This is a genomic window from Cupriavidus sp. 09_S30, assembly GCF_056930435.1.
On the sequence record NZ_JBXOWI010000001.1, the window covers coordinates 3898545 to 3920530 of the forward strand.

General features: G+C 67.2%; 24 protein-coding genes. 3 read left to right on the forward strand and 21 right to left on the reverse strand.

Annotation, left to right across the window (positions count from 1 at the left end):
* Positions 1-37: 37 nt before the first annotated feature.
* The 10 genes from AC1Z3O_RS18195 to AC1Z3O_RS18240 all read right to left on the reverse strand — a co-directional run bounded on the left by AC1Z3O_RS18195 (position 38) and on the right by AC1Z3O_RS18240 (position 9628).
* Positions 38-1489 carry a DUF3375 domain-containing protein gene (locus tag AC1Z3O_RS18195; RefSeq protein ID WP_483517089.1) on the reverse strand — a complete coding sequence of 484 codons (1452 nt, stop codon included), beginning with the start codon at positions 1487-1489 and terminating at the stop codon, positions 38-40.
* Positions 1490-1586: 97 nt separating this feature from the next.
* A complete protein-coding gene (locus tag AC1Z3O_RS18200) occupies positions 1587-2003 on the reverse strand; it encodes a PIN domain-containing protein (protein ID WP_483517090.1) in 417 nt (138 codons plus the stop codon).
* Positions 1990-2226 (reverse strand): FitA-like ribbon-helix-helix domain-containing protein, encoded by a 237-nt coding sequence (locus tag AC1Z3O_RS18205; RefSeq protein ID WP_483517091.1) that lies wholly within the window; start codon positions 2224-2226, stop codon positions 1990-1992. Before AC1Z3O_RS18205 ends, AC1Z3O_RS18200 begins: the two co-directional genes overlap by 14 nt.
* A gap of 344 nt (positions 2227-2570) precedes the next feature.
* Positions 2571-3056 carry a 6,7-dimethyl-8-ribityllumazine synthase gene (locus AC1Z3O_RS18210; protein WP_483517092.1) on the reverse strand — a complete coding sequence of 162 codons (486 nt, stop codon included), beginning with the start codon at positions 3054-3056 and terminating at the stop codon, positions 2571-2573.
* 55 nt (positions 3057-3111) lie between these two features.
* On the reverse strand, positions 3112-4587 hold the full coding sequence (locus tag AC1Z3O_RS18215; protein WP_483517093.1) for a sodium:solute symporter family protein: 1476 nt from the start codon (positions 4585-4587) through the stop codon (positions 3112-3114).
* The gene (locus AC1Z3O_RS18220; protein ID WP_483517094.1) at positions 4584-4808 is read right to left on the reverse strand and encodes a DUF3311 domain-containing protein; all 225 of its coding nucleotides are present in this window, start codon (positions 4806-4808) and stop codon (positions 4584-4586) included. The genes AC1Z3O_RS18215 and AC1Z3O_RS18220 overlap by 4 nt, the downstream gene beginning before the upstream one ends.
* Before the next feature lie 129 nt (positions 4809-4937).
* Positions 4938-6371 carry an NAD-dependent succinate-semialdehyde dehydrogenase gene (locus AC1Z3O_RS18225; protein WP_483517095.1) on the reverse strand — a complete coding sequence of 478 codons (1434 nt, stop codon included), beginning with the start codon at positions 6369-6371 and terminating at the stop codon, positions 4938-4940.
* Positions 6372-6429: 58 nt separating this feature from the next.
* Positions 6430-7692, reverse strand: a complete 1263-nt coding sequence (locus AC1Z3O_RS18230) for an MFS transporter (RefSeq protein WP_483517096.1) — start codon at positions 7690-7692, stop codon at positions 6430-6432.
* Positions 7689-8198, reverse strand: a complete 510-nt coding sequence (locus AC1Z3O_RS18235; protein WP_483517097.1) for a flavin reductase — start codon at positions 8196-8198, stop codon at positions 7689-7691. Before AC1Z3O_RS18235 ends, AC1Z3O_RS18230 begins: the two co-directional genes overlap by 4 nt.
* 59 nt (positions 8199-8257) lie before the next feature.
* Positions 8258-9628, reverse strand: coding sequence for an LLM class flavin-dependent oxidoreductase (locus AC1Z3O_RS18240; protein ID WP_483517098.1), 1371 nt, complete (start codon positions 9626-9628; stop codon positions 8258-8260).
* 262 nt (positions 9629-9890) lie between these two features.
* Here AC1Z3O_RS18240 and AC1Z3O_RS18245 point away from each other — a divergent pair, with 262 nt between their 5' ends.
* Together AC1Z3O_RS18245 and AC1Z3O_RS18250 are read left to right on the forward strand one after the other, a co-directional pair.
* Positions 9891-10457 (forward strand): helix-turn-helix domain-containing protein, encoded by a 567-nt coding sequence (locus AC1Z3O_RS18245; protein ID WP_483517099.1) that lies wholly within the window; start codon positions 9891-9893, stop codon positions 10455-10457.
* 290 nt (positions 10458-10747) lie between these two features.
* Complete coding sequence (locus tag AC1Z3O_RS18250; protein ID WP_483517100.1) at positions 10748-11074, forward strand: antibiotic biosynthesis monooxygenase family protein; 327 nt, start codon at positions 10748-10750, stop codon at positions 11072-11074.
* Positions 11075-11146: 72 nt separating this feature from the next.
* Here AC1Z3O_RS18250 and AC1Z3O_RS18255 read toward each other — a convergent pair whose 3' ends face one another.
* From AC1Z3O_RS18255 to AC1Z3O_RS18300, 10 genes are all read right to left on the reverse strand, one after another.
* Positions 11147-11755, reverse strand: coding sequence for a glutathione S-transferase (locus AC1Z3O_RS18255; protein WP_483517101.1), 609 nt, complete (start codon positions 11753-11755; stop codon positions 11147-11149).
* Positions 11752-13482, reverse strand: coding sequence for an FAD-dependent oxidoreductase (locus AC1Z3O_RS18260; protein WP_483517102.1), 1731 nt, complete (start codon positions 13480-13482; stop codon positions 11752-11754). Before AC1Z3O_RS18260 ends, AC1Z3O_RS18255 begins: the two co-directional genes overlap by 4 nt.
* Entirely contained in the window at positions 13479-14261 is a 783-nt protein-coding gene (locus AC1Z3O_RS18265) for an SDR family NAD(P)-dependent oxidoreductase (RefSeq protein ID WP_483517103.1), read from the reverse strand. The genes AC1Z3O_RS18260 and AC1Z3O_RS18265 overlap by 4 nt, the downstream gene beginning before the upstream one ends.
* 7 nt (positions 14262-14268) lie before the next feature.
* On the reverse strand, positions 14269-15021 hold the full coding sequence (locus AC1Z3O_RS18270) for an SDR family NAD(P)-dependent oxidoreductase (RefSeq protein WP_483517104.1): 753 nt from the start codon (positions 15019-15021) through the stop codon (positions 14269-14271).
* Between the two features lie 27 nt (positions 15022-15048).
* The gene (locus AC1Z3O_RS18275; protein ID WP_483517105.1) at positions 15049-15768 is read right to left on the reverse strand and encodes an ABC transporter ATP-binding protein; all 720 of its coding nucleotides are present in this window, start codon (positions 15766-15768) and stop codon (positions 15049-15051) included.
* Positions 15765-16529 (reverse strand): ABC transporter ATP-binding protein, encoded by a 765-nt coding sequence (locus tag AC1Z3O_RS18280; RefSeq protein ID WP_483517106.1) that lies wholly within the window; start codon positions 16527-16529, stop codon positions 15765-15767. The genes AC1Z3O_RS18275 and AC1Z3O_RS18280 overlap by 4 nt, the downstream gene beginning before the upstream one ends.
* Positions 16526-17533: a branched-chain amino acid ABC transporter permease gene (locus AC1Z3O_RS18285; RefSeq protein ID WP_483517107.1), complete on the reverse strand. Its 1008-nt coding sequence runs from the start codon at positions 17531-17533 to the stop codon at positions 16526-16528. Before AC1Z3O_RS18285 ends, AC1Z3O_RS18280 begins: the two co-directional genes overlap by 4 nt.
* Positions 17530-18438, reverse strand: a complete 909-nt coding sequence (locus tag AC1Z3O_RS18290) for a branched-chain amino acid ABC transporter permease (protein WP_483517108.1) — start codon at positions 18436-18438, stop codon at positions 17530-17532. The genes AC1Z3O_RS18285 and AC1Z3O_RS18290 overlap by 4 nt, the downstream gene beginning before the upstream one ends.
* Positions 18439-18494: 56 nt before the next feature.
* On the reverse strand, positions 18495-19703 hold the full coding sequence (locus AC1Z3O_RS18295) for an ABC transporter substrate-binding protein (protein ID WP_483517109.1): 1209 nt from the start codon (positions 19701-19703) through the stop codon (positions 18495-18497).
* Positions 19704-19778: 75 nt separating this feature from the next.
* A complete protein-coding gene (locus AC1Z3O_RS18300) occupies positions 19779-20627 on the reverse strand; it encodes an SDR family NAD(P)-dependent oxidoreductase (RefSeq protein WP_483517110.1) in 849 nt (282 codons plus the stop codon).
* Between the two features lie 149 nt (positions 20628-20776).
* Here AC1Z3O_RS18300 and AC1Z3O_RS18305 point away from each other — a divergent pair, with 149 nt between their 5' ends.
* A complete protein-coding gene (locus AC1Z3O_RS18305; RefSeq protein ID WP_483517111.1) occupies positions 20777-21469 on the forward strand; it encodes a GntR family transcriptional regulator in 693 nt (230 codons plus the stop codon).
* 174 nt (positions 21470-21643) lie between these two features.
* Here AC1Z3O_RS18305 and catC read toward each other — a convergent pair whose 3' ends face one another.
* Positions 21644-21919, reverse strand: coding sequence for a muconolactone Delta-isomerase (catC, locus tag AC1Z3O_RS18310; RefSeq protein ID WP_483517112.1), 276 nt, complete (start codon positions 21917-21919; stop codon positions 21644-21646).
* Positions 21920-21986: the final 67 nt, after the last annotated feature.

The following is a 21986-nucleotide window of genomic DNA, read 5'->3' on the forward strand; positions in this document are numbered from 1 at the left end:
CTCCTGTCCCTGGTTGTCGCTTTGACGGTTTGTCGTATCAGCGTAGGAAAATCACCCTGGGCAAGCGCGCCCGGCGCATCAGTGAGGCTTCGCCGCCCGCCGCGCTCCACTCGATGGGCTCTTGCACGCCCTCATCGACTGCCGTCTGGAACGCGTCGCTACCCAGTTGCAGATAGGCGACCAGCTCGGCGAGTCCCTGCTGCAGCGGCTGCGCGACCACCAGTTCGCGCAGCGTGACCTGGCCCCTCTGCTGCAGGGCCCGGCGAATGTTGGCAGACAGCCTCGCCTTGTCCACCACCACCTGGCCGAACAAGGCCGCGGGATCGATTGCCTCATCGCCGGCTTGCAGGATGACCTTGCTGAGCACGGGCTTGATGGCGGGCGTGAACAGCGGCCGCTCCATCGGCAGGTCGATGTCGGCTCCGGCCTCCTCCACCTCCATCACGTCGCCCGCGGGCAGCATGCCGCGCACGGCCAGCGCCTTGCTTTCGATGCCCCGCAGGATGTCCATGATGCGCCGGTTCTCCAGCCACGCCTTGTCGTCGAGAAAGCGCCGCAGTTGCTGCGAGAGCTGGGCCACGGTGCGCTGGGTATGTTCGCCGGCTTCCAGCCAGTCGTAGTGCATGCGCCGCGTCCGGCTGTCCGGCTGCAATTCGGCCACCGCTGGCAAGGCCAGCACGCGCTCCAGCAGCTCGGTCAGCTCATCCTGTCGCCGGCTTGACAGCAGGAACTCCCAGAAGGCGCCGAAGCTGCGGCCCTGGTCGGAATCGGAGATGGCATCGCGCTCGCCCATGATCTCCTCGAGCAGCGCCCCCTTGCTACCCTCCCAAAGTGCAATCCGCTCGCGCACACGCCGGTCAAGCTGGCGGAAGTTGTGCTCCACTTCACGGAAATCGGTCAGCAGCTCGCGCGCGCCCTGCATGAATTGCTGGAAGCGGTCCTTCAGTGCCGTATCGTCCAGCAGAGGTGCGTCGCCGGACAACACGAGCGCGATCTCGGCATCGATTTCATCGCGCTTCCTATGCAGCTCAGCGACCCGCTTGGCCGGGTCGGTCTCCGTGCCCTCGCTCATCTGCTTGAGCAGGTCGAACAGCGTAAGCAGACGCGACTCGGTGCCGATGAATTGCCGCTCGGCGAGCTGCCCCAGCCAGGCGATGGCCCGCTCGGTGGCGGGCGTCAGGTCGAACCAGGCCTCGTCGGTACCCGGACGGTAGAACTTGCGCAACCAGCCCTTGTCCGTCGCGGCCCAGTCGTTCAGGTAGTCCATCGCCGCCTTGGGGAAAGCCGAGTCGCCAAGCTGCTCGCGCAAGGCATAGAGCTCGTCCTCCAGGGACTCCGCCAGATCCGGCGCCGCCATGGCCCGCACATTGGGCGCTACGAAGACCCGATGCAGGAAGCTCGCCACCAGCGGCGCATGGTCGGAACGAAGCAGCCGCCAGGCGGGATGGTGGGTCCGAAGAGCATCGAGGGTGGCGAAGTCGAAGTTCACTCAGCGTATTCCTCTATGAACGCAGAAGACGACGATGCGATTCCCACGGTCAGTTCAGGCCGTAGATCCGTCAGGTATGTGTTGAACCCGACTTCCACTACGCGAACGGATTGAGCAAGTGCGCTCCGGTGCCCGCAAAATCACTCACATTGCGCGTGACGACGGTCAGATCATGGATGAGGGCGGTCGCAGCAATCAGCTTGTCGATGGCGTGCTCGGGATGTGGCACGCGCAGACGGCCCCAGACCTGACCGACGTCATGGTCGACCGGCAGGATGCGTGGGGCGAATTCTTCCAGGATGGTCTGCAGCCAGCCTTCGAGCGCCTCGGCCTGCGCGAGGTCACCTCGATGCCTGATCAGTTCCACACCACGGCGCAGCTCGCCAACTGTCACGACCGACAGGTAGAGGTCGGCCTGCTCTTTTACCGCCTCGCGAAAGAAACGGCGAATGCCAGGATTGGCGCGATCGCCCTTGCGCATCTCGCTGACGGCATTGGTGTCAACCAAATACATGCGCCGCCCCGCCCGAGTCGTCGGTACGCTCGAAATCAGCGTCCTCGCCGACGTCCGGCATGGCCATCAAGACTTCCGCAAGGCTCTTGCGCTTTGTGCCGCCCAAAGCGCGCGCAAGGATCTCACGATGCTCGGCTTCCGCGCTGCGCCCATGTGCGGCTGCCTGCTCGCGCAGTTTTTGCACGAGGGCTTCATCGACTCCTCGGACCAGCAGGTTTGACATGACGCCTCCCTGAATCACGCAAGACATTGCTATCAATGATAGCAACTTACGCGCGCAATGCGATCAGCGCGCTCCCTGAGTCACTATTGGACTACTGCATTGCGTAGGTCGAAGCGTAGCCGGGCAGACTCGAAAGAACATGGGGAAAGTGCGCGTCCTGGACTGAGATTCGCCTTGATAACTGCCGCGCTCGGCGCGGCGCTTCGCGTACCAGCCCACCGACGGCGCGTTCGGCCGTCGAAGATGCCAGCCCCCTCGGGGCTGGCTTGCTTTCCATGCGATCGGGCGGCATGCAGATGGCGCTGTCCTGATCGCAGGCCTCAGGCTTCCCGCCTCCGCTGCCGTCAGCTTACCGACCGATGCCCCGCCAACGCCTCAAGCGCAGCCAACGTACGCACGCACGCATCAGCCACCTCGCTCCCCTTTCCAATCAGGTGCTCGGCGAAGAACGCACGCAGTTCGCCCTGCTCGCGGAAATGTTGCGGCGTCAGTACCATCGAAAAGACCGGCACATCCGTTTCCAGTTGCACGCGCATCAGTCCGTCGACGACCGCCTGGGATACGAACTCGTGCCGGTAGATCCCGCCGTCGACGACCAGCGCGGCGCCCACCACGGCCGCATGGCGCCCGGCCCGTGCCAGCCGCCGTGCGAACAGGGGAATCTCGAACGCGCCTGGTACATCGAAGCCGTCGATGCGGTCTGCTGGCACACCCAGCGCCGCCATGCGTGCAAGAAAGGCGTTGCGCGCGCCTTCGAGCAGGTCTTGGTGCCAGCCGGCCTGGACGAATGCCACGCGCGCATCGCGCGCGATTTCCTCGGGAATCTTCATATGCGGAATGCCGGCGGTGGACGGGGACCGTCCACCGCGCGGGAGAGAGATGGACTTAGGAAACGCTGACGGTCAGGTCGCGGGAATCCGCGGCCTTGCGGGTCAGCAGCGTCACGACGACCAGGGTCGCTACATTGAGAACCAGCGCAACGATGCCGACGTTCAGGTCCTTGAGCGCATCCGGCAGGAAGGGGAACAACGCACCCACCGTGGACTTGGTCAGCGAGACCCAGGCGACCGTCGCTTCGCCGACGATGATGCTGGCAAAGGCTGCGGGCTTGGTGACAGGGTTGTTGCGCATCAGGCTCGCCACCAGCACCGGGAAGAGCTGCGTGACGAAGGCGTAGGCCATCAGCAGCAGGGACACGATGGTCTTGCCGCCTTGCAACGTGAACCAGATCGCCAGGAGCATGATGCAGGGGACCATCCACTTGGCCACGCGAGCGATGTGGACGCTATCCGCCTGGGGACGCAGCGGGCGGTAGATGTTGTTGGCGATCAGCGTGGCGGCCGTCATCAGGATCATCGAACCCGGCACCAGCGCGGTCAGCACGCCGGCGGCACCGATGACGCCGATGAACCACGGATCGAAGGTCTGCAGCGAGATCTTGAACAGGGCCAGGTCGATATCGCTTCCCTTCAGGCCAGGCACCTGCAGCACCGTGGCGAAGCCGACGAAGAAGATGAAGAGCAGCATGAGCTGGTAGATGGGCAGCACGTAGGCGTTCTTGCGCAGCACCTCTTCACGCTTTGCCGTATAGGTCGCCATGAACATGTGCGGCCACATATAGAAGCCCAGCGTGGAAAGCAGCACGGTCGATACCATCCAGACCGGGCTCTCTCCCGATGCCGGCAGCGCGAGGAAGCCCGGCTTGGCCTGCTCGATGGCCGCGAACATCTGCCCAATGCCGCCGTAGTAGTGATAGGGCAGATACAGGCCCAGGAAGATGGCCACCGACATGACCAGGATGTCCTTGACCACCGACGTCCAGGCCGAGCCGTGCACGCCGGACAGCGAGACATACAGCGCCACCACCGCGGCGCCGATCCACACGCCCTGGCTGGCGGACAGCGCCGAGTACGATGCCACGCTGACGATGATGCCGAGGCCCTTGAGCTGCAGCACGAGGTAGGGCATCAGTGCGATGAAGCCGACGATGGCGACCAGCATGCCCAGGGCCGGACTGCGGTATTTCGCCGCGAAGAAGTCAGGCTGGGAGATCAGCTTGCGTTCCTTGGCGTAGCGCCAGATCTTCGGCAGCAGCCAGTAGGAGAGCACATAGCACAGGCTGCCGTAGCCGAGCATGTAGTAGGCCGGGCCGCCGTGCCCGTAGGCATAGCCGCTGCCGCCGAGGAACACGAACGTGGTGTAGATCTCTCCCGCCATCAGCAGGAACACGATGGCCGTGCCGAAGCCGCGGCCGCCTACCGCCCACTGCTCCAGGCTCATATCCTTGCCGCGCCGCGCGCGGATGCCGAGCCCGAGTGCCAGCGCCATGGCGCCGAAGATGAAGATCAGTGCGCTGTTCATGCCGCGTCTCCCGGTCGGCGGCCATGGGAGCCGTCTTCCGACTGGCGGCTGTCGGCACGGTAGATGAGGGCCATCACGGTCGACGTGAGGACCAGCGTGAGGGCCAGCCATCCCAGCAGGAACGGCATGCCGAGAATGAAGGGGGTGACCCTGTTGAGGAAGAATGGGCCGACCAGAACGGCGGCCAAGGGCAGCAATGCTAGCGCATGAACGGGGCGCATGGCTTGTCTCCACTTGCAGCGGTTGAAAAGACGAGTAGCGCCGCGGTGCTTGCATACAGCACCGTTCTGTCGATACCCGTCGCGGATGCGGTGCGGCCGGGCCCGGCCGCCCACGGTTGATGGCTCAGGCTATGCCTGGTCCATCCGATGCGAAATGCTCTTGACGTGCGTGTAGCACTCCAGCCCCTCGACGCCGCCCTCGCGGCCGTAGCCGCTTTCCTTGACGCCGCCGAACGGCGTCTCCGACACGGCCGAGACGAGGTGATTGATGGCGAGATTGCCGACCTCGAGTTCGTCGCCCAGCCGGTAGGCATTGGCGGCCGAGCGCGTGAAGGCGTAGCCGGCGAGCCCGTAGGGCAGGCCGTTGGCACGCTGGATCGCCTCGTCCAGGCTATCGACGGGAGTGATCAGGCACAGCGGTCCGAAGGGCTCTTCATTCATGGCACGAGCCGTGGGCGGCACGTCGGCCAGCGCGGTGAACGGGAACAGGTAGCCGGCGCCCGGCAGGCGCTCGCCGCCGCACAGCAGGCGCGCGCCCTGGCCGACGGCGTCGCGTACCAGTTCGCCAAGCGCATCAAGCCGGCGGCGATTGGCGACGGGGCCGATATCGCTGCCCCGCTCCAGGGCGTGGCCCGCGCGGATGGCGCCGCCATGGCGGGCGAAGGCCTCGACGAAGGGCGCATAGACCGCGCGATGCACGTAGAAGCGCGTGGGCGCCACGCACACCTGGCCGCCGTTGTTGAGCTTGCCCTTCACGCAGGCGAGTGCTGCCGCCTCCGGATCGGCATCCTCGCAGATGATGACCGGCGCGTGGCCGCCGAGCTCGAGAATGGCCGGCTTCATCTGCTGGGCGGCCAGCCCGGCAAGGTGCTTGCCGACCGGCGTGGAGCCGGTGAACGTGATGCCGCGTACCACCGGGCTGGCGATCAGGTGGGACGAGATCAGCGCGGGGTCGCCGAAGACCAGGTTCAGCACGCCGGGCGACAGGCCTGCATCCAGGAATGCCTGTGCCAGCAGCACGGCGCCGGCCGGCGTCTCCTCGGCCGCCTTCAGGATGATGGCGCAGCCCGCTGCCAGCGCCCCGCCCACCTTGCGGGCCGGCGAACTCAGCGGGAAGTTCCACGGCGTGAAGGCGGCGATGACGCCGATGGGCTCGCGGATGACGGTATGCCGCATGCCGGGCTCGGCGGGAATGACGCGGCCGTACAGGCGCTTGCCTTCGTTGGCGTCCCAGGTCATCAGGTCACAGCCGCGCAGCACTTCGGCGCGCGCCTGCGCCAGCGTCTTGCCCTGCTCCGTGGCGATCGCCGTGGCGATGGGCTCCACGCGTTCCCGCAGCAGGCCGATCGCGCGCAGCATGATCTCCGCACGTTGCGCGGGTGGCGTGCGGCGCCACACCTGCTGGCCCTGCGCGGCAGCCGCCAGCGCGTCGTCGAGATCGGCCACGGTGGCGACCGGCACCGTCCCGATGGTGGTTTCATCCGACGGATTGATGATGGGCTGGCCCGGCGCATCGCGCCATTCGCTGCCGATCAGCATGCGGATTTCAGGATAGGAAGTCATTGCGAGTCCTGGTACTTGCTATGAATGCGATGAAGAAGGAAGAGATCGCTAGAGGTTGCTAACGCCGGCCACCGGCCAGGCGCACCGCATCGGGATGGCGCCGCAGCCGCCACATGGCCAGGCATCCCAGCGCCGGGCCGATAGCCAGCATGCCGAAGCCCCCGCGCCAACCCAGCAGCTCCACCACATCCGGCACAAGGTGGATGCTGACCAGCGTGAGCAGGAAGCCCGCGCAGGTCTGGGCGGTCAGCAGGGTGCCCACCGACGATGGCTCCGCCAGTTCGGCCACGCTGGCCGAGAACTGCGCCGAATCCGCGATGACGGAGAAGCCCCAGACCATTGCCACGCCGATGAGCACCGCCGTGGGCGCAGCGGCAAACCAGGCGATCAGTGCCGCGCACGAGGCGCTGACGGCCATGGCGCCGATGGTGACCGCCGTGCGCCCTACCCGGTCTGCCAGCCACCCGCCGAACCACGCGCCGAGCGCGCCGAAGGCGATCACGCCGAAGGTCAGCCACTCGGCCCGCGACCGTGCATCGGCCACGCCGCGGGCGGCCAGCGTCTGCTGCAGGAACAGCGCGAGCCAGGCCCACATGGCGTAGAGCTCCCACATATGGCCCAGATAGCCGAGATTGGCGAGCCGCACCGCGGGCTGGCGCCATGCCTGGGCCACCTTGGCCAGGTCGACGCCGGTGGCGCGCCGGATGTTCGGGCCGATGTCGGCCAGGCCGATGGCCACCGAGGCCAGCGCGGCGCACCCAGCCGCCACCAGGTAGATCGTGCGCCAGTCGAGACCGTCCATGCCGGCAATCAGGTGCGGGCTGGCGGAGCCTAGAGTCAGCGCGCCCACCAGAAGCCCGATCAGCAGGCCGAGGTCGCCCTGGGCCCAGGTTGCGGCGAGCCGCATCCCGACCGGGTAGACACCCGCCATGCACATGCCGGTGACGAAGCGCAGCGCAACCACGGCGCCGCCAGTGGGCGGCAGCAGGGCCAGCGCGCCGGTGGCCAGGGCCGCGACCAGCGCCGATCCCGCGAACAGCCGACGCAGGTCATAGCGGTCCGCCAAGGACAGCAGCGCGGAGGCGATCGTGCCGGCGACGAAGCCGCACTGCACCGCGCTCGTCAGCAAGGCCTCGTCGAAGGGGGCGATGGCATGCACGTGCTTGATGACGGCGACGGCGCTGCTCGACGAGAACCAGACCCCCATCGCCGCCACCTGCGCCAGCAGGAGGATGGCCAGGGAGGCGGCCTTGCCGCGCGGCGTGTCCCGCCCGGGCGAAGGCGCCAGCCTGGGCGCGCCGGTGGATGGCGAGCGGCTCATGCTGCGGCGGCGATGTTCAGCGCGGGGGCACCGACTCTATGGAAGTCGCGGCCGAAGTAGATGAGGCCGTCGCGGCCGCCCGTGACGCGGGCCGCCTTGATCTCGCAGAAGAAGACCGTATGCGTGCCGACTTCGGTGACGGACGAGATCTCGCAGTCGAGCGCGCTCACCGCGCCGCGCAGCACCGGCGCGCCGGTCTCCAGGTGATCCCAGTCAGCGCTGGCGAAGCGTTCCTCGATGGCGAGGTCCTTGGTGGCAAAACGCATTGCCACCTCGCGCTGGTCGGCCGACAGCACGTTGACGCAGAGGCGGCCGTTCTCACGCATCACTGCGTTGTTGCGGCTGGCGCGGTTGATGCAGACCAGCAGCGTCGGCGGCTCGTCGGTCACCCCGCACACCGCGGATGCGGTGCACCCTGCCAGTCCGCTCGCGCCGTCGGTGGTGATGATATTGACGGCGGCGCCCAGGCCCGCCATCGCATCTCGGAAGGTTGTCTTGTCTACCATGTTGTCCACCATGTTCTGGCCCCTGTGCCGGGGCCTCTCTGTATTTTTGGGAATCCGGATCAGGCCTGCTTGCCGGCCGCGCGGTATTGCGCGGCGGCATGCGAGGCCGGCAGGCGCGCCTGGCCGAACAGCTTCTCGCGATAGGTGCCGTCGGTGTAGGACGTCTTGTACGCGCCGCGCTCCTGGAGGATCGGCACCAGCAGGTCGATCACATCGTCGAAGCACTCGGGGACCACGGTGCGCGACAGGTTGAAGCCATCCACACCGGTCTCTTCGCTCCAGGCCATCATGAGGTCGGCAACGCGCTCGGCCGAGCCCACCCACGGCGTCTGGCGGCTGCCCAGCACCATCTGCTCCAGCAGCTTGCGGCGGGTCCATTGCGGCCCCGCGCTGCGCGTCATCGCTTCCACGTTCGAGACGATCGCCTGGCTCTTGCCGGTGTCGATGGGCTCGTCGATGTCGTAGCGGGCAAAGTCGATCCCGAGCGATGCGGCGGCATGCGCCAGCGCACCTTCGGAGCTGACATAGCGGCGGTATTCCTCGAACTTCTCCTGGGCCTCCGCATCAGTGCGGCCGATGATCGGGGTGGCGCCAAGGAAGACCTTGACGTCGTCCGCGCGGCGCCCGAGCTGCACGGCCTGGGCGCGGATGTCATCGACGATCTCCTTCACGCCGTCCTTCTTCTGGCCGTTCACGAACACGCATTCGGCGTGCGTGGCGGCGAAGCGGCGCCCGCGCGTCGACGATCCGGCCTGGTAGAGCACCGGCGTGCGCTGGGGCGACGGTGCGCACAGGTGCATGGCATCCACCTTGTACTGCGGTCCATGATGGTGGACGACTCTCACCTTGGACGGATCGGCGTAGACGCCGGCCGCGCGGTCATGGATCACCGCGTCATCGTCCCAGCTGCCCTCCCACAGCTTGTAGACCAGCTCCATGTATTCATCGGCCAGGTCGTAGCGGTCGTCATGGGCAATCTGCCCCTCGATGCCGATTGCCCGCGCAGCGCTGTCGAGGTAGCCGGTCACGATGTTCCAGCCGATGCGGCCACCGGTCAGGTGGTCGAGGGTGGACATGCGCCTGGCGAAGAGGAAAGGCTGCTCGTAGGTGAGGTTCGCCGTGACGCCGAAGCCGAGGTGGCGCGTGGCCGCCGCCATGGCCGGGATCACCAGCGTGGGGTCGTTGACCGGCACCTGGACCGCACTGCGCAGCGCCGCGTCGGCATTGCCACCGAAGACGTCGTACACGCCGACCACGTCCGCGAAGAAGATGCCGTCGAACAGGCCCTTCTCGAGCTTCTTGGCATAGTCGACCCAGTACTGCAGTTCGCTGTACCTCGCCGACTGATCACGGGGATGGGTCCACAGTCCCTGCTGGATATGGCCCACGCAGTTCATGTCAAAGGCGTTCAGACGGATTTCACGTGGCATGTCGACTCCTGTTCGGCGATTGTGGGTTGCGGGTGCTCCCGTGCATGCCGTTTACTATAGTGGACGCTCGACCACCGATAAAGAGGAAATTGACTGGGGTTAACACCGAGGGTGTGACTGTGTGTTATGCGGGCAGGCCCTGCTGCTCTCCGCCCCGCGGCAGCCGGGTCCGCCCAGTCTGCCGTGCCCGCAGGCAGGCCGCCAGGACGCGGCTCGTATAATGGTGCGCATGACGCGCCGAGCCGAAATCCCCGATCAGAGCATGACCCGACAACCGACGGATCCCACGACCGCCATCTCTGCGCGCGTGCGTATCGAGCGCGAATCGCGCGGCTGGTCGCTATCGGAGCTGGCGGAACGCTCGGGCGTGTCGAAGGCCATGATCAGCAAGATCGAGCGCCACGAAGCCAGCCCGACCGCCACCGTGCTCGGCCGGCTCTCCGGCGCATTCGGCCTGCAGCTGTCGATGCTGCTGGCCTTGGCCGAGCAGACAGGCGACCGCTTGAGCCGAGAGTCGGACCAGCCGGTGTGGGAAGACCCGGAGACGGGCTATACGCGGCGGGCGGTGTCGCCGCGCAACGGCGGCATGCTGGAACTGCTGGAAGTCACGCTGCCCGCCAAGGTGCGCGTGTCATATCCGTCGTCGGCATTCACCTTCCAGCACCAGCAGGTCTGGGTGCGCGCCGGCACGCTGGTGTTCGAAGAAGGGGAGCTCAGCCATCGACTCGAAACGGGCGACTGCCTGCAACTGGGTCCGCCCGCGCCGTGCACCTTCTTCAATCCGGGCTCGGAACCCTGCATCTATGTAGTGGCGCTGGTGCGGCGCTGAGCAGGCGGCAGATCAGACGATCAAGCCAGCGACCATGCGGTGCGTGCCGATGTCGCCGGCATAGGCCTCGACCACGTATTCAGGATCATCACGCTGGGCTGCGCTGCGGTGCCCTGCATAGCGTTCTCGCGCACGATCTCGCCATCGGCTTGCCAGGCGCAGCGCAGGCGATCATTTGCGCTCGCGGGATTCCATGCAAATTCCGCATCCTATGCGGCCTTTACTGCAATGCAGCTTTTAGGGCACGGAATAATATCGGCAGCCCGGATCCCCCACCATCGCCTCCCACCATGTATTCCTCCACCTTCATCTTCGCCAAGAAACAGTTCGACGACGCATTCCATCGGCTCGACCAGATGATTGCGCAGGCCGCCAAGGAAATCCCCGGCTATCTCGGCGAAGAGGCTTGGGAGAATCCATCGACCGGCCTGGTCTCGAACGTCTACTACTGGGACTCGATGGCAGCGCTGCAGGCGCTCATGCGCCATCCGCTGCATCTGCAGGCCAAGGCCAGGCAGGCCGAGTGGCTGGACGGCTACCAGGTCATCGTTTCGGAGGTGATCCGCACCTATGGCGACGGTACGATCCCGCATCCGGCAGCCACAGCGGCGCTGTAATGATGGATCGCCCGCACCGGCATCGGTGCGGGGAGGCGGCTTCCGTCACGCGCGGGCGCGCCCTTTACGCCATCATGCCAACGACCACGTCGCGCGCATGCTGGGCCGCTGGCTGAACGCGGCATACCACTGCGCGACGGCCGGGTGCCGATCACGCCAGGCGAACTCGGCAAAGCGCAGATCCAGGTACCAGAGCGCGCAGCCCACGGCGATGGCGCCGATGTCGACCCGCCCTGCGAGCAATTCGGGCCGTGCGTTCAGGTGCACGAGCGAGGTCTCAGCCTTGTCGAGCTGTGCCGCGCGCCATGCCGGCCAGCGCAGCGGCTCAGGCCGCGCGACGTCTTCGTAGCGCGCGAGCAGGGCCGCATCCAGGATGCCGTCGCCCAGCGACTGCAGCGTCAGCGTCTCCCAGCGCGGCTGTCCCGGCGCGGGAAAGAGCGAGCCGCCGGCGAGGTCGTTCAGGTACTCGCAGATCACGCGGCTGTCGTACAGCACCTGGCCGTCGTCGGTGAAGAAGGTGGGCACCTTGCCGAGCGGGTTGCTGGCGATGATCTCGCGGTCGCGCTCGACCGGGTGGGCGTTGGAGGGAAGCCGTTGCAGCTTGTCATCCAGCCCGAGTTCGTGCGCCGTCACCAGGCACTTGCGCACATAGGGGGAAGTCGGCGAAAAGAGGATCTTCATATCGTCTCCAGGGAAGCGTGCGGATGGGTGGACTGCCGCGCCGCGTGGCGGCCGGCGATCCAGCCGAAGGTGAGCGCCGGCCCCAGGGTGATGCCCGGCGCCGGGTATTGCCCGCCCATGACCGATTGCATGTCATTGCCGGCAGCATACAGGCCCGGGATCGGTTCGTCCCGATCATCGAGCGCCTGCGCGTTCTCGTTGCAGCGGATGCCGCAGGCCGTGCCGATGTCGCCGGCATAGACCTTGACCGCGTAGAAGGGGCCCTGGCGCAGCGGCCCCAGGCAGGCGTTCGGCTGGTGCTCCGGATCGCCGAGATAGCGGTTGTACTCGGTGCCGCCCTTGCCGAACTCGGCGTCCTGCCCCGTCTCGGCATAGTGGTTGAAGCGCTCCGCCGAGGCTGTCAGCGCCTGTGCGTCAATGCCCAGCGCTTGCGCCAGCGCCTCCAGCGTGTCCGCGCGGTACAGATAGCCGGCCCGCACCAGGTGCGCGTGCGGGCGGCCGCCGGGCAGCGCCAGACCGAGGCCCCAGCGCGCCATGAAGTCGCTGTCGCATACCAGGAAGGCCGGCAGCGTCGGCACGGTCTGGTGCGAGCGGTACATGCCGAGCACGAACTCGTGGTACGACGCGGCCTCGTTGACGAAGCGGTGCCCGGCCGCGTTCACCGCCATCAGGCCCGGCTTGGCGCGGTCCCACACCAGGTGCGGGTATCGCACCTGCGTGCCATCCGCGCGCTGCAGGATGGAGACGGGGGCGTAGAAGGCCGGGGCAAACCAGCCGCTGCCCATGGTGGCACCCGCCGCGCGCGCCATCTCGATGCCTTCGCCGGCGTTGGCTTGCGGCGACATGGACCAGGGCCCGGTAGGCTGCGGATAGAGTTCGCCGCGCAGGCCCTCGTGCCAGGGGAAGCCGCCGGTGGCGACCACCACGCCGCGCTTGGCGCGCACGCGCAGCGGCCGGCCGCCCCGCATGACGATGGCGCCGCTCACGCGGCCGGACTCGACCTGCAGCGACTGCAAGGGCGCGCCGAGCCAGTAGTCGATGCGACGGTCCAGCATGGTCTTGAACAGGCGCGCGGCGAGCGCGTTGCCGAGCACCAGCCGCGTGCCGCGATGGTAGCCGCGCAGGCGGTCGCCGAAGTAGCGCAGCACCAGCTTGACCCCGGCCTTCCAGGACGAGAAGGAGCGCGTCACCGCCAGCAGGTGCTTGGCGTCGGTCAGCGTCACCATCATGCCGCCGAGCACCACGAACTCCGGCAGGGGATCGCGCAGCTCGCGGAAATGCGCGCCGAGCAAGCGTCCGTCGAAGGGCAGCGGATCCAGTGAGCGGCCGCCGAGCGCGGCGCCCTCGCGATCGGGGTAGTAGTCGGGCGAATAGCTGCGCGCGGCCAGCTTGACCTCGGTGTGCGTCTCCAGGAAATCGACGGCGGCCGCGCAGGCGTCCAGGAAGGCGCGCTGCATGTGCTCCGGCGCGGCATCGCCCACCGTGTTGCGCATATAGGCCCACACCTTGTCGAAGCTGTCCGGATGCCCGACCTGCGCACTCTGCGCATTCAGCGGCGCCCACACTGCGCCGCCCGAGATCGCGGTGGAGCCGCCGATGCGGTCAGTCTTTTCTACCAGCAGCACCGAAGCGCCTTCGCAGTGCGCGGTGATCGCCGCGGCCATGCCTCCGGCACCGCCGCCCACGACCAGCACGTCGACTTCCTTGTCCCACGATGCGTTTGTCATGCCGTTGATCCTCCCAAGGATTTGCCGCCATCGACGAACAGCACCTGCCCGGTGATGAAGCCGGTCTGCGGCGAGACGAGGAATGCCACGGCCTGCGCGACGTCCTCCGGCCGGCCCGCACGGCCAGTAGGCTGCAGCGCCAACTGCGCGGCCAGCCGCTCCGGCGTGAGCGCGCGCAGGATGGGCGTGTCGATCAGGCCCGGAGCGATGGCATTGACCAGGATGCCGCGCGCGGCCAACTCCATCGCACTGGCGCGCGTATAGCCGACGAGCGCCGCCTTGGAGGCGACGTAGTGCGGGTGGTTGCGTGCGCCCAGATAGGCTCGCGAGGCGATGTTGACGATGCGGCCGCCGTCGGGCATACGCCTGGCCACTTCCTGCGTCAGAGTCGTGGCCGCGATCAGGTTGATCTCATAGGCGCGGCGAAAATCATCGCTGCTGGCTTCCATAAAGCCGCGCTCGTCGAATACGCCGGCGTTGTTGACCAGCGCGGTGACGGGCGGCAGCGCCTGCACCATGGCTCGCACCGCCGCTTCGTCGGTGAGGTCCACGACTCTCGCCTGCACTTCCAGGCCGAGTGCGCGCAGCCGCCCGGCCTCGCGCTCGACGAGGCCGGCGGCGCGGTCCACCATGACGACGGCGAAGCCATCGCGGGCCAGCCGTTCGACCGTGGCCAGACCCATGCCGCTAGCGCCGCCGGTGACCAGGACCACCGGCCTGCTGCCTGGGCTTCCGCTTGCATTGCCGCTTGCTGTGCAGTCTTCTGTGCTGGTGTGCATTCCGCCCTCACGCCGAAAGGAAGCCGCCGTCCACAGGCAGCACCACGCCGTTCACATAGCTCGCCATGGCGGACGCGAGGAAGACCACGGGGCCGACGATCTCCTGCGGTTCGCCGGCGCGCTTCATCGGCACGCGGTCCATATACCAGTCCGTGCCGCCCGGCACCTGCAACTGCGGGGTCACCAGGTCCGTGAGCATCAGCCCCGGCGCCACGGCATTGGCACGCACGCGGAAGGGCGCCAGGTCGCGGGCGAGCGCCTGCGTAAAGGAACGCACCGCGCCCTTGGAGGCGATGTAGCCAGCCGACGAGATGCCGCTGACGAAGGCGACAATGGACGACAGGTTGACGATGCAGCCGCGCGACTGCTTCAGCGCGGGGATGAAGGCGTGCGTGACGTTGAACAGTCCCTGCAGGTTGACCTGGATCAGCCGATCCCACACCTCGGCCGCGCCCGCATCGTCGAGCGGCGCGCGGGCGGAGATGCCGGCGTTGTTCACCAGCACGTCGATGGGCCCCAGCCGCGACGTCAGCGCCTGCGCCAGGCCCTGCATCGCGGCGCGGTCCGTCACGTCAGCGGCCTCGGCCCAAGCCTCGCCGCCCTGGGCGCGGATGGCCTGCGCGACGGCCAGGGCCTTGTCGGGCCGCACGTCGGCGACCACCACGCGCGCGCCCTCCGCAACGAAGCCATGCGCCATGGCGGCACCGAGCCCGCCCCCGCCGCCGGTGATCAGGGCGAGCTTGTTCTTCAGCAGGTCCACGAATCGTCCCCCTTGGATGGGCGCCGCTCAGGCGCCGAGGTAGGCCCGGCGCACCGCCGGATCGTCCAGCAACTGTTGCGAAGGCCCCTGCAGGCGCAGCTCGCCGTTCTCCAGGATGTAGGCGTAGCTCGCCACGCGCAGCGCGAGCCGCACGTCCTGCTCGACCACCAGGATGGTGAGCCCCTGCTCCCGGTTGAGGCGCTGGATGATGCCGAAGATCTGCTCCACCATCACCGGCGCCAAACCCATCGAGGGTTCGTCCAGCAGGATCATGCGCGGCCGCGCCATCAGCGCGCGGCCGATGGCCAGCATCTGCTGCTCGCCCCCGGACAGCGTCGACGCGCGCTGCTCGCTGCGCTCCTTCAGGCGCGGGAACATGGCGTAGACACGCTCGAAGTCCTCGGCGATGCCCCGCCGCCCCTTGCGCAGGTAGGCACCGAGCTCGAGGTTCTCGCGCACGCTCATGTCCTTGAACACTTCGCGGCCCTCGGGAACCTGCACCAGCCCGCGCCGCACGATCTCGTCCGAAGCGAGGCGCCGGATCGGCGCGCCGTCGAAGCGGATCTCGCCCGCGGAGGGCTCGATCAGGTGCGAGATCGCATTGAGCGTGGTGCTCTTTCCCGCGCCGTTGCTGCCCAGCAGCGCCACGATAGCGCCCCGTGGCGCCTGCAGCGAGACATCCTGCAGCGCCTGGATGGCGCCATAGGATGCGCTGACGCCGCGCAGTTCCAGCATCGCCTCGCTCATTGGCTGGCTCCCTTGCCCAGGTAGGCTTCGATCACGCGCGGGTCCTCGGCCACTTCGGCGGGACTGCCTTCGGCGATCTTCTCGCCGAAGGACATGACGGTGATGCGGTCGGAAATCGACATCACGAGTTGCATGACGTGCTCGACCAGCAGCACGGTGATGCCGTCGCGGGTGGCGAGCTCGGTCAGCAGGCGGTCCAGGTTTTCGATGTCGCGGTTGCGCAGGCCCGCGGCGGGCTCGTCGAGCAGCAGCAGCCGCGGCTTGAGCGCCAGCGCACGGGCGAGTTCGAGCAGCTTCTGGTGACCGAAGTCCAGCTCGCGCGCGGGCGTGTCCCGGTCGTGCTGCAGGCCGACCCGCTCGATCAGGCTGTCCACCAGGTCGCGTGTTTCGCCGTCCGGCCGCCGCAGCAGGCGTGCGAGCGTGCCGGCGCTGTGCGCGTGGCAGCCGAGCAGCACGTTCTCGTAGACGCTCAGTTCGGCGAACAGCTCCAGGTTCTGGAAGGTGCGGGCGACACCGAAGCCGGCCATGCGCTCGGCGCGGGCGTGGCTCACATCCTGTCCGTCCAGCAGGATGCGGCCGGCCGTGGGCTGGTAGTAGCGCGAGATGCAATTGAAGGTGGTCGACTTGCCGGCGCCGTTGGGGCCGATCAGGGCGTGGATGCTGCCCTTGCGCACCTGGAAGGACAGGTCATTGACGGCGGTCAGCCCGCCGAAGCGCACCGTGATGCCTTGTACATCGAGAAAGGGGGTGGCGGTGTTCATGCGCGGTTCCCCTTTGAGAGGCCATGCTGGCGCGTGCCCGCATCGGCGACGTTGCCAACAGCGGCAGCATGCGCCGGACGCGCGGCACGGCTGCTGCGGCCTGCAAACAGGCCGCGCGGCTTGAACATCATGAATCCCATCAGAATGGCGCCGTAGAAGATCTCCTGCAGCGACAGCGCCTGGCGCAGCAGCTCCGAGATGATGCCGAAGGTGATGGCCCCGGCGACCGCGCCCCGCACCGAGCCGAGGCCGCCCACGACGATCATGGTCAGCACCAGGATGGTGGTCTGGAAGCCCAGGCTCTCCGGGTGGATGAAGGAGACGAACACGGTGTACATGCCGCCGGCGATGCCGGCGAACGCGGCCGAGATGGCGAACGCCGCCTGTTTCATGGCGCGCGCGTTGATGCCCATGGCCGTCGCGGCGACGTCGCTCTCGCGCACGGCACGCAGCGCGGAACCGAACTGCGAGCGGGAAAGCGACACCGTGAGCCACAGCATCAACGCCGTCAGGCCAATCACGAAGGGGTAGGCCTGGATGTCGTTGGTCAGCTTCAGGCCGAACACTTCCGCTGGCTGCATGCGCATGCCGTTGGAGCCGCCGGTGACCGGCTCCCAGTTGAGGAAGACCCACTGCATGGCCTCGCCGAAGGCGAAGGTGGCCAGCGCCAGGTAGATGTCGCGCATGCGCAGCGCCAGGAAACCGATCACATAGCCCAGCGCCGCCGCCAGCAACCCGCCGGCGAGGATGGAGACCACGAAGGGCGGGTGCCAGTTGGTGTTGATCAGGCCAGCGGTATAGATTCCGATGCCGTAGAAGGCCGTGTGCGACAGGGCGAACTGCCCAGCCTCGCCGATCACCACGTGCATGCCGAGCGCCAGCACCACGAATACCATCAGCAGGTTGACGACGTACAGGACATAGCCCGTGGCGGTGAACGGGAGTATGCAGAGGATGGCCAGCAGCACGAGCAGCGCCGCCTGGTCTAGCGTGGGCTTTTTCATACCTTCTTCACCTGCACCTTGCCACCGAGCAGGCCCTGGGGCCGCACGATGAGCGTCACGAGGATGGCCAGGAACGGCGCCACGACGATGGCGTTCGTGGAGACGAACAGGCCCACCAGGTTTTCCACGATGCCGATCACGAGCCCGCCCAGCACCGCGCCGGGCAGGCTGGTGAAGCCGCCGACGATGGCCGCGGCGTACGCCAGGATGGCGATATGCGCGATATCGGGGGTGACCAGGACCTTGGGCATGATCAGCAGCGCTGCGACCGCCGAGATCAGGCCCGACATGGCCCACACCAGCATGCGGATACGCGACAGCCGGATGCCGACGATCTGCGCCGCGCGCGGGTTCATGCCGACCGCGCGCATGGCCTTGCCGATCCGCGTGTAGGTGAACATGAGATAGATCAGCACCATCACCACCATCGCGACCACGAAGATAGCGACGTCCAGACGGGTCAGTGCCGCGTCGCCGATCAACACGGCGTCGCTCGACACGAGCGCGGGCAGGGAGCGCGGGGTGTCGCCCAGGCCAGTTTGCCGCACCAGGCCCTTGAGGAAGTAGGCAAGGCCCAAGGTGGCGATGACTAGCTGCACGCCCACCCCGCGCGATCCGGTGACACGCTCCATCACCAGCCGCTGGAACAGCGCGCCGCCGAGCGCCATCACCAGCAGGGTCAGAGGGATCACCACCGCATAGGGCAGCTGCGCGAGCAGCAGCAGGCTCAGCGCGACATAGCCGCCGATCATGAACATCTCGCCCTGGGCGAAGTTGGGCACGTCAGTGGTCTTGAACACCGCCACGATGGCCAGTGCCAGCAAGGCATAGACACTGCCCGTGACAAGGCCGGACAACAGGCCCTGCTGCAGGAACAGCCAAGCATCGTTGAAAGTCATGGTCATGCGCGGGCGCAGCGGCCGCATGGCCGCGCGCGCCGGCTCCGAGGTCGGTCAGTGGGTCACTGAGGCTGGTAGGTCCAGGCGCTGCGGTAGGAACCCGGCACCTGGGTCTTGTTCTGGCCATCGAACTTCAGGTAGATGGCCGACTTCTGCGCGGCGTGGTCGGTCTGCGTCAACGTGATGGGACCGGCCATCACCTTGGAGTCGAATCGGGTCTGCGCCATCGCATCGAGGAACTTCTCGCGCGTGGGCTGCGGCCCCGCCGCCTTGAGCGCGTTGACCACCGCCATCGCGGAGGGAATGCCGTAGGGCATGTAGGTCTGAGGATGGCCGGGCTTGGCGGCGAGCTCGGGGTAGTACGCCTTGTACATGTCGTAGACCCACTGCAACTTGGCGCCGCCGGGCACGTCCAGCATGACTTCCTGCAGGTAGACGTTCTTGAGGGCGTCCTGGCTGCCGACGTTCTCGACCAGCTGCTTGAGGTCGGCGGTGCCGTTGACGGCGATGACGATCGGCTTGGTCCAGCCCAGTTCGTGCGCCTTCTTCACCAGCAGGCTGACCGGCCGCGCGTAGGTCGCGATGACCAGCACGTCGGGGTTGCCCGCGCGGATCTTGAGCATAGGCGCGGTGACATCCGTGATGTTCGGGTTGATCGACTGCACCTGCAGGCTCGCGCCGACCTGCTTCGACTGGAACTCGGCGCCCTTCAGGTTCCAGCCGCCGTAGGCATCGTCATGGTTGATGTAGCCGATCTTCTTGGCTTTGAGGTGCTCGGTGGCGAACTGGACGATCGAGCCGCCGACGGCGGGCTGGGAGATCGAGAAGGCGCCGTAGATATATTTCGACGGCGGGTACAGCGCGCCGTCGCCGGAGGCATTGAGCATCACCAGCGGCACCTGCGCCCGCTCCACGTATTCGCGCGCGCCGACCACCGGGCCGGAGCAGGAGCCGCCGTTCAGCAGGAAGACCTTGTCCTGCTCGGTCAGCTTCTTCACAGCGGCAAGCAGGTCATTGGCGTTGCAGCGGTCGTCCTCGACCACCAGCTCGATCTTGCGGCCGTGGATGCCACCCTCCTTGTTGACCTTGTCGTAGTACATCTTCGCCGCGTTGATGACGTCGAAGCCGTAGGCCATGGAATTGCCGGACAGGGGACCGAACATGCCGATCCGGATGGTCTTGTCGGTCAGCCCCGGAGGGGTTTCCGCCCTGGCACACAGGGCGGCGAGCGTGGCCGCCACGGCCACGAGGAAGCGCTTGCTCAGTTTCAAGGGTGTCTCCTTCTGGGGCTGTCGGTATAGGTATGAAGGTTGGGGAGCAGAAGATGGCGCGGGCCGGGAGCCTCCTCAGCTGCCCGCTGGCGCCGCCACGTCTTCCTTCTGGAAGCCGGGACGCGGAATCATGCCCAGCCAGGCCTGCGTCAGGCCGCCGTCGACCAGGATCTCCTGCCCGCTGATGTAGGCGGCGGCGTCGCTGGCCAGGAACAGGACGGCGCCGGCGATGTCGGCCGGCGTGCTGATGCGGCCGGCCGGGACGATCTGCTCGCGGCGCTGGCGCACGGCGGGGTCGGCGTAGATGCCCTCGCTCATCGGCGTGCGGATCATGGCGGGGCTGACCACGTTGCTGCGGATGCCATGCGCGCCCAGCTCGACGGCGAGCAACTGCGACAGCATCTTCACGCCGGCTTTGCTCACGCTGTACGCGCCGCTGTAAGGCTGGGGAATGCTCGCGGAGATGGAGGCGATATGGACCATGGCGCCGCCGCCCCGCGCCATCATCTGGCGCCCGAAGACCTGCGCGCACAGCAGGTAGCCGGACAGGTTGACGGCCAGCAACTGGTTCCACTTATCCAGGGCGATGTCCATCAAGGCATCCGCATAGAGCGCTGCCGCGTTGTTCACCACCAGTGCCACAGGACCCCAGGCGGCCTGCACCTGGTCCGCTGCGGCCTGCACCGATGCCGCGCTGGTCACGTCGCACGGCAGGCCCATGACCCGCTCCGCGCCACCGCCCAGGCCGGCCAGCACCTTGTCCAGGGCCGCCTCGTCCCGGTCCAGCAGGGCGACGTAGGCCCCCGCCTCCCACAGCCGCCGGGCAATCTCCGCGCCGATGCCGCCGCCCGCCCCGGTGACCGCGCAAACGCGGTCACGGAAGCCGAGCCAGGGGGCGCCTGCCTCATCCATCGACCTTGACATGATTTCTCCCGAAAGCCTTGTCGTGCACAATTTGTCGCGGAGTCAGTATGTATACATGAATGCCTATATTCCAGGATGGTTTACCCTATTCAGGCACAATCCCCTCTCTCATGTATCCTTGATTGGTATTCACAGGAGTCGACAAGCCAATGCGGACACTGGCCCAAGACGTCACCGCCACGCTGCGTGACTGGATCCTCCACGGCCTGGTACGGCCCGGCACGCGGCTGGAAGAGATCCCTCTGGCAACGCAGATGGGGGTCTCCCGCACCCCCGTGCGCGCCGCATTGAGCGTGCTGGCCACGGAGGGCTTGATCGATCATCAGCCGAAGCGGGGCTACCTGGTGCGCGGCTTCGCCTTGGAGGAGATCGTTGCCGCCTACGAGGTGCGCTCGGTGCTGGAGGGATTGGCGTGCCGCAATGCCGCGGCACGCGGCCTGTCAGAGGAAGAGGCAAGCCGGCTCAAGGCCTGCCTTGCCGAGGGCGATCGCATCCTGGCTTGCGGCGAGTTGCGGCCGGAGGACCATGAGCCCTACCAGCAGATGAACGTCGCCATCCACGACACGCTGCTCGAAGCATCCGGCAATCCGTGGGTGACGCGCTTTGCGGAGCAGGCCCAGAACATCCCCTATGCGTCGGACCGCATCGTGCTCTGGGACGACCACGCCATCATCCTGCGCTCGCACGGCGACCACCACCGCATCGTGGAAGCCGTGATCGCGCGCGACTGCTCCAGGGCGGAGCAGCTGATGCGCGAGCATGTCTACTACGCGGGGCTGATTCTGCGGCGGAACTATCAGCGGCTGCAGGATTCCGGAGAGGTGGCGACGCCCTCGACGTAGAACAGAAGATAAGGGGGGAGAGTGCCGGCGGCCGGGAACGCAAGCGGGACGGACCGACTTCGTGCGCGTCACGGCGCAAACCGTGGTCCGTATGGCGGCCTTCGAAGCTATAAGAACTGACAGGGTGGGGACACTGGCCAGCCATGCCAGGCCCCTCGCCTGTCGAGACGGTCCTCAGATCGCTGACGGATGCCGAGCCAGCGGCGTCACCTGGATCGTCATATACGGGAACAACGGCAACGACGACAGCAGGCTGTGCAGTTCGTCATTGCTCTCCACATCGAAGATGCTGACATTCGAATAGCGGCCCACGACACGCCACAGGTGCGGCCATTTGCCGGATTGCTGAATCTCGATGGCGCGCGCCTTCTCGGCGGCCTTGATGGCTTCGGCCTGCTCGGCCGGCAGGGTGTCGGGGATCTTCACGTCCATCTGCACGTGGTAAAGCATGGTGTCTCCTGGTATGAGGGGCGGGCACGGTCGCGCGATGCGCCGGCCCGGGCCCGCGTGGTGGTGA

Bases quoted from the DNA above. Each gene is read 5' to 3' on its own strand.
- AC1Z3O_RS18200 (WP_483517090.1), bottom strand. From the start codon at position 2,003: ATGTATTTGGTTGACACCAATGCCGTCAGCGAGATGCGCAAGGGCGAT.
- AC1Z3O_RS18205 (WP_483517091.1), bottom strand. From the start codon at position 2,226: ATGTCAAACCTGCTGGTCCGAGGAGTCGATGAAGCCCTCGTGCAAAAA.
- AC1Z3O_RS18210 (WP_483517092.1), bottom strand. From the start codon at position 3,056: ATGAAGATTCCCGAGGAAATCGCGCGCGATGCGCGCGTGGCATTCGTC.
- AC1Z3O_RS18215 (WP_483517093.1), bottom strand. From the start codon at position 4,587: ATGAACAGCGCACTGATCTTCATCTTCGGCGCCATGGCGCTGGCACTC.
- AC1Z3O_RS18220 (WP_483517094.1), bottom strand. From the start codon at position 4,808: ATGCGCCCCGTTCATGCGCTAGCATTGCTGCCCTTGGCCGCCGTTCTG.
- AC1Z3O_RS18225 (WP_483517095.1), bottom strand. From the start codon at position 6,371: ATGACTTCCTATCCTGAAATCCGCATGCTGATCGGCAGCGAATGGCGC.
- AC1Z3O_RS18230 (WP_483517096.1), bottom strand. From the start codon at position 7,692: ATGAGCCGCTCGCCATCCACCGGCGCGCCCAGGCTGGCGCCTTCGCCC.
- AC1Z3O_RS18235 (WP_483517097.1), bottom strand. From the start codon at position 8,198: ATGGTAGACAAGACAACCTTCCGAGATGCGATGGCGGGCCTGGGCGCC.
- AC1Z3O_RS18240 (WP_483517098.1), bottom strand. From the start codon at position 9,628: ATGCCACGTGAAATCCGTCTGAACGCCTTTGACATGAACTGCGTGGGC.
- AC1Z3O_RS18245 (WP_483517099.1), top strand. From the start codon at position 9,891: ATGACCCGACAACCGACGGATCCCACGACCGCCATCTCTGCGCGCGTG.
- AC1Z3O_RS18250 (WP_483517100.1), top strand. From the start codon at position 10,748: ATGTATTCCTCCACCTTCATCTTCGCCAAGAAACAGTTCGACGACGCA.
- AC1Z3O_RS18255 (WP_483517101.1), bottom strand. From the start codon at position 11,755: ATGAAGATCCTCTTTTCGCCGACTTCCCCCTATGTGCGCAAGTGCCTG.
- AC1Z3O_RS18260 (WP_483517102.1), bottom strand. From the start codon at position 13,482: ATGACAAACGCATCGTGGGACAAGGAAGTCGACGTGCTGGTCGTGGGC.
- AC1Z3O_RS18265 (WP_483517103.1), bottom strand. From the start codon at position 14,261: ATGCACACCAGCACAGAAGACTGCACAGCAAGCGGCAATGCAAGCGGA.
- AC1Z3O_RS18275 (WP_483517105.1), bottom strand. From the start codon at position 15,768: ATGAGCGAGGCGATGCTGGAACTGCGCGGCGTCAGCGCATCCTATGGC.
- AC1Z3O_RS18280 (WP_483517106.1), bottom strand. From the start codon at position 16,529: ATGAACACCGCCACCCCCTTTCTCGATGTACAAGGCATCACGGTGCGC.
- AC1Z3O_RS18285 (WP_483517107.1), bottom strand. From the start codon at position 17,533: ATGAAAAAGCCCACGCTAGACCAGGCGGCGCTGCTCGTGCTGCTGGCC.
- AC1Z3O_RS18290 (WP_483517108.1), bottom strand. From the start codon at position 18,438: ATGACCATGACTTTCAACGATGCTTGGCTGTTCCTGCAGCAGGGCCTG.
- AC1Z3O_RS18300 (WP_483517110.1), bottom strand. From the start codon at position 20,627: ATGTCAAGGTCGATGGATGAGGCAGGCGCCCCCTGGCTCGGCTTCCGT.
- AC1Z3O_RS18305 (WP_483517111.1), top strand. From the start codon at position 20,777: ATGCGGACACTGGCCCAAGACGTCACCGCCACGCTGCGTGACTGGATC.
- catC (WP_483517112.1), bottom strand. From the start codon at position 21,919: ATGCTTTACCACGTGCAGATGGACGTGAAGATCCCCGACACCCTGCCG.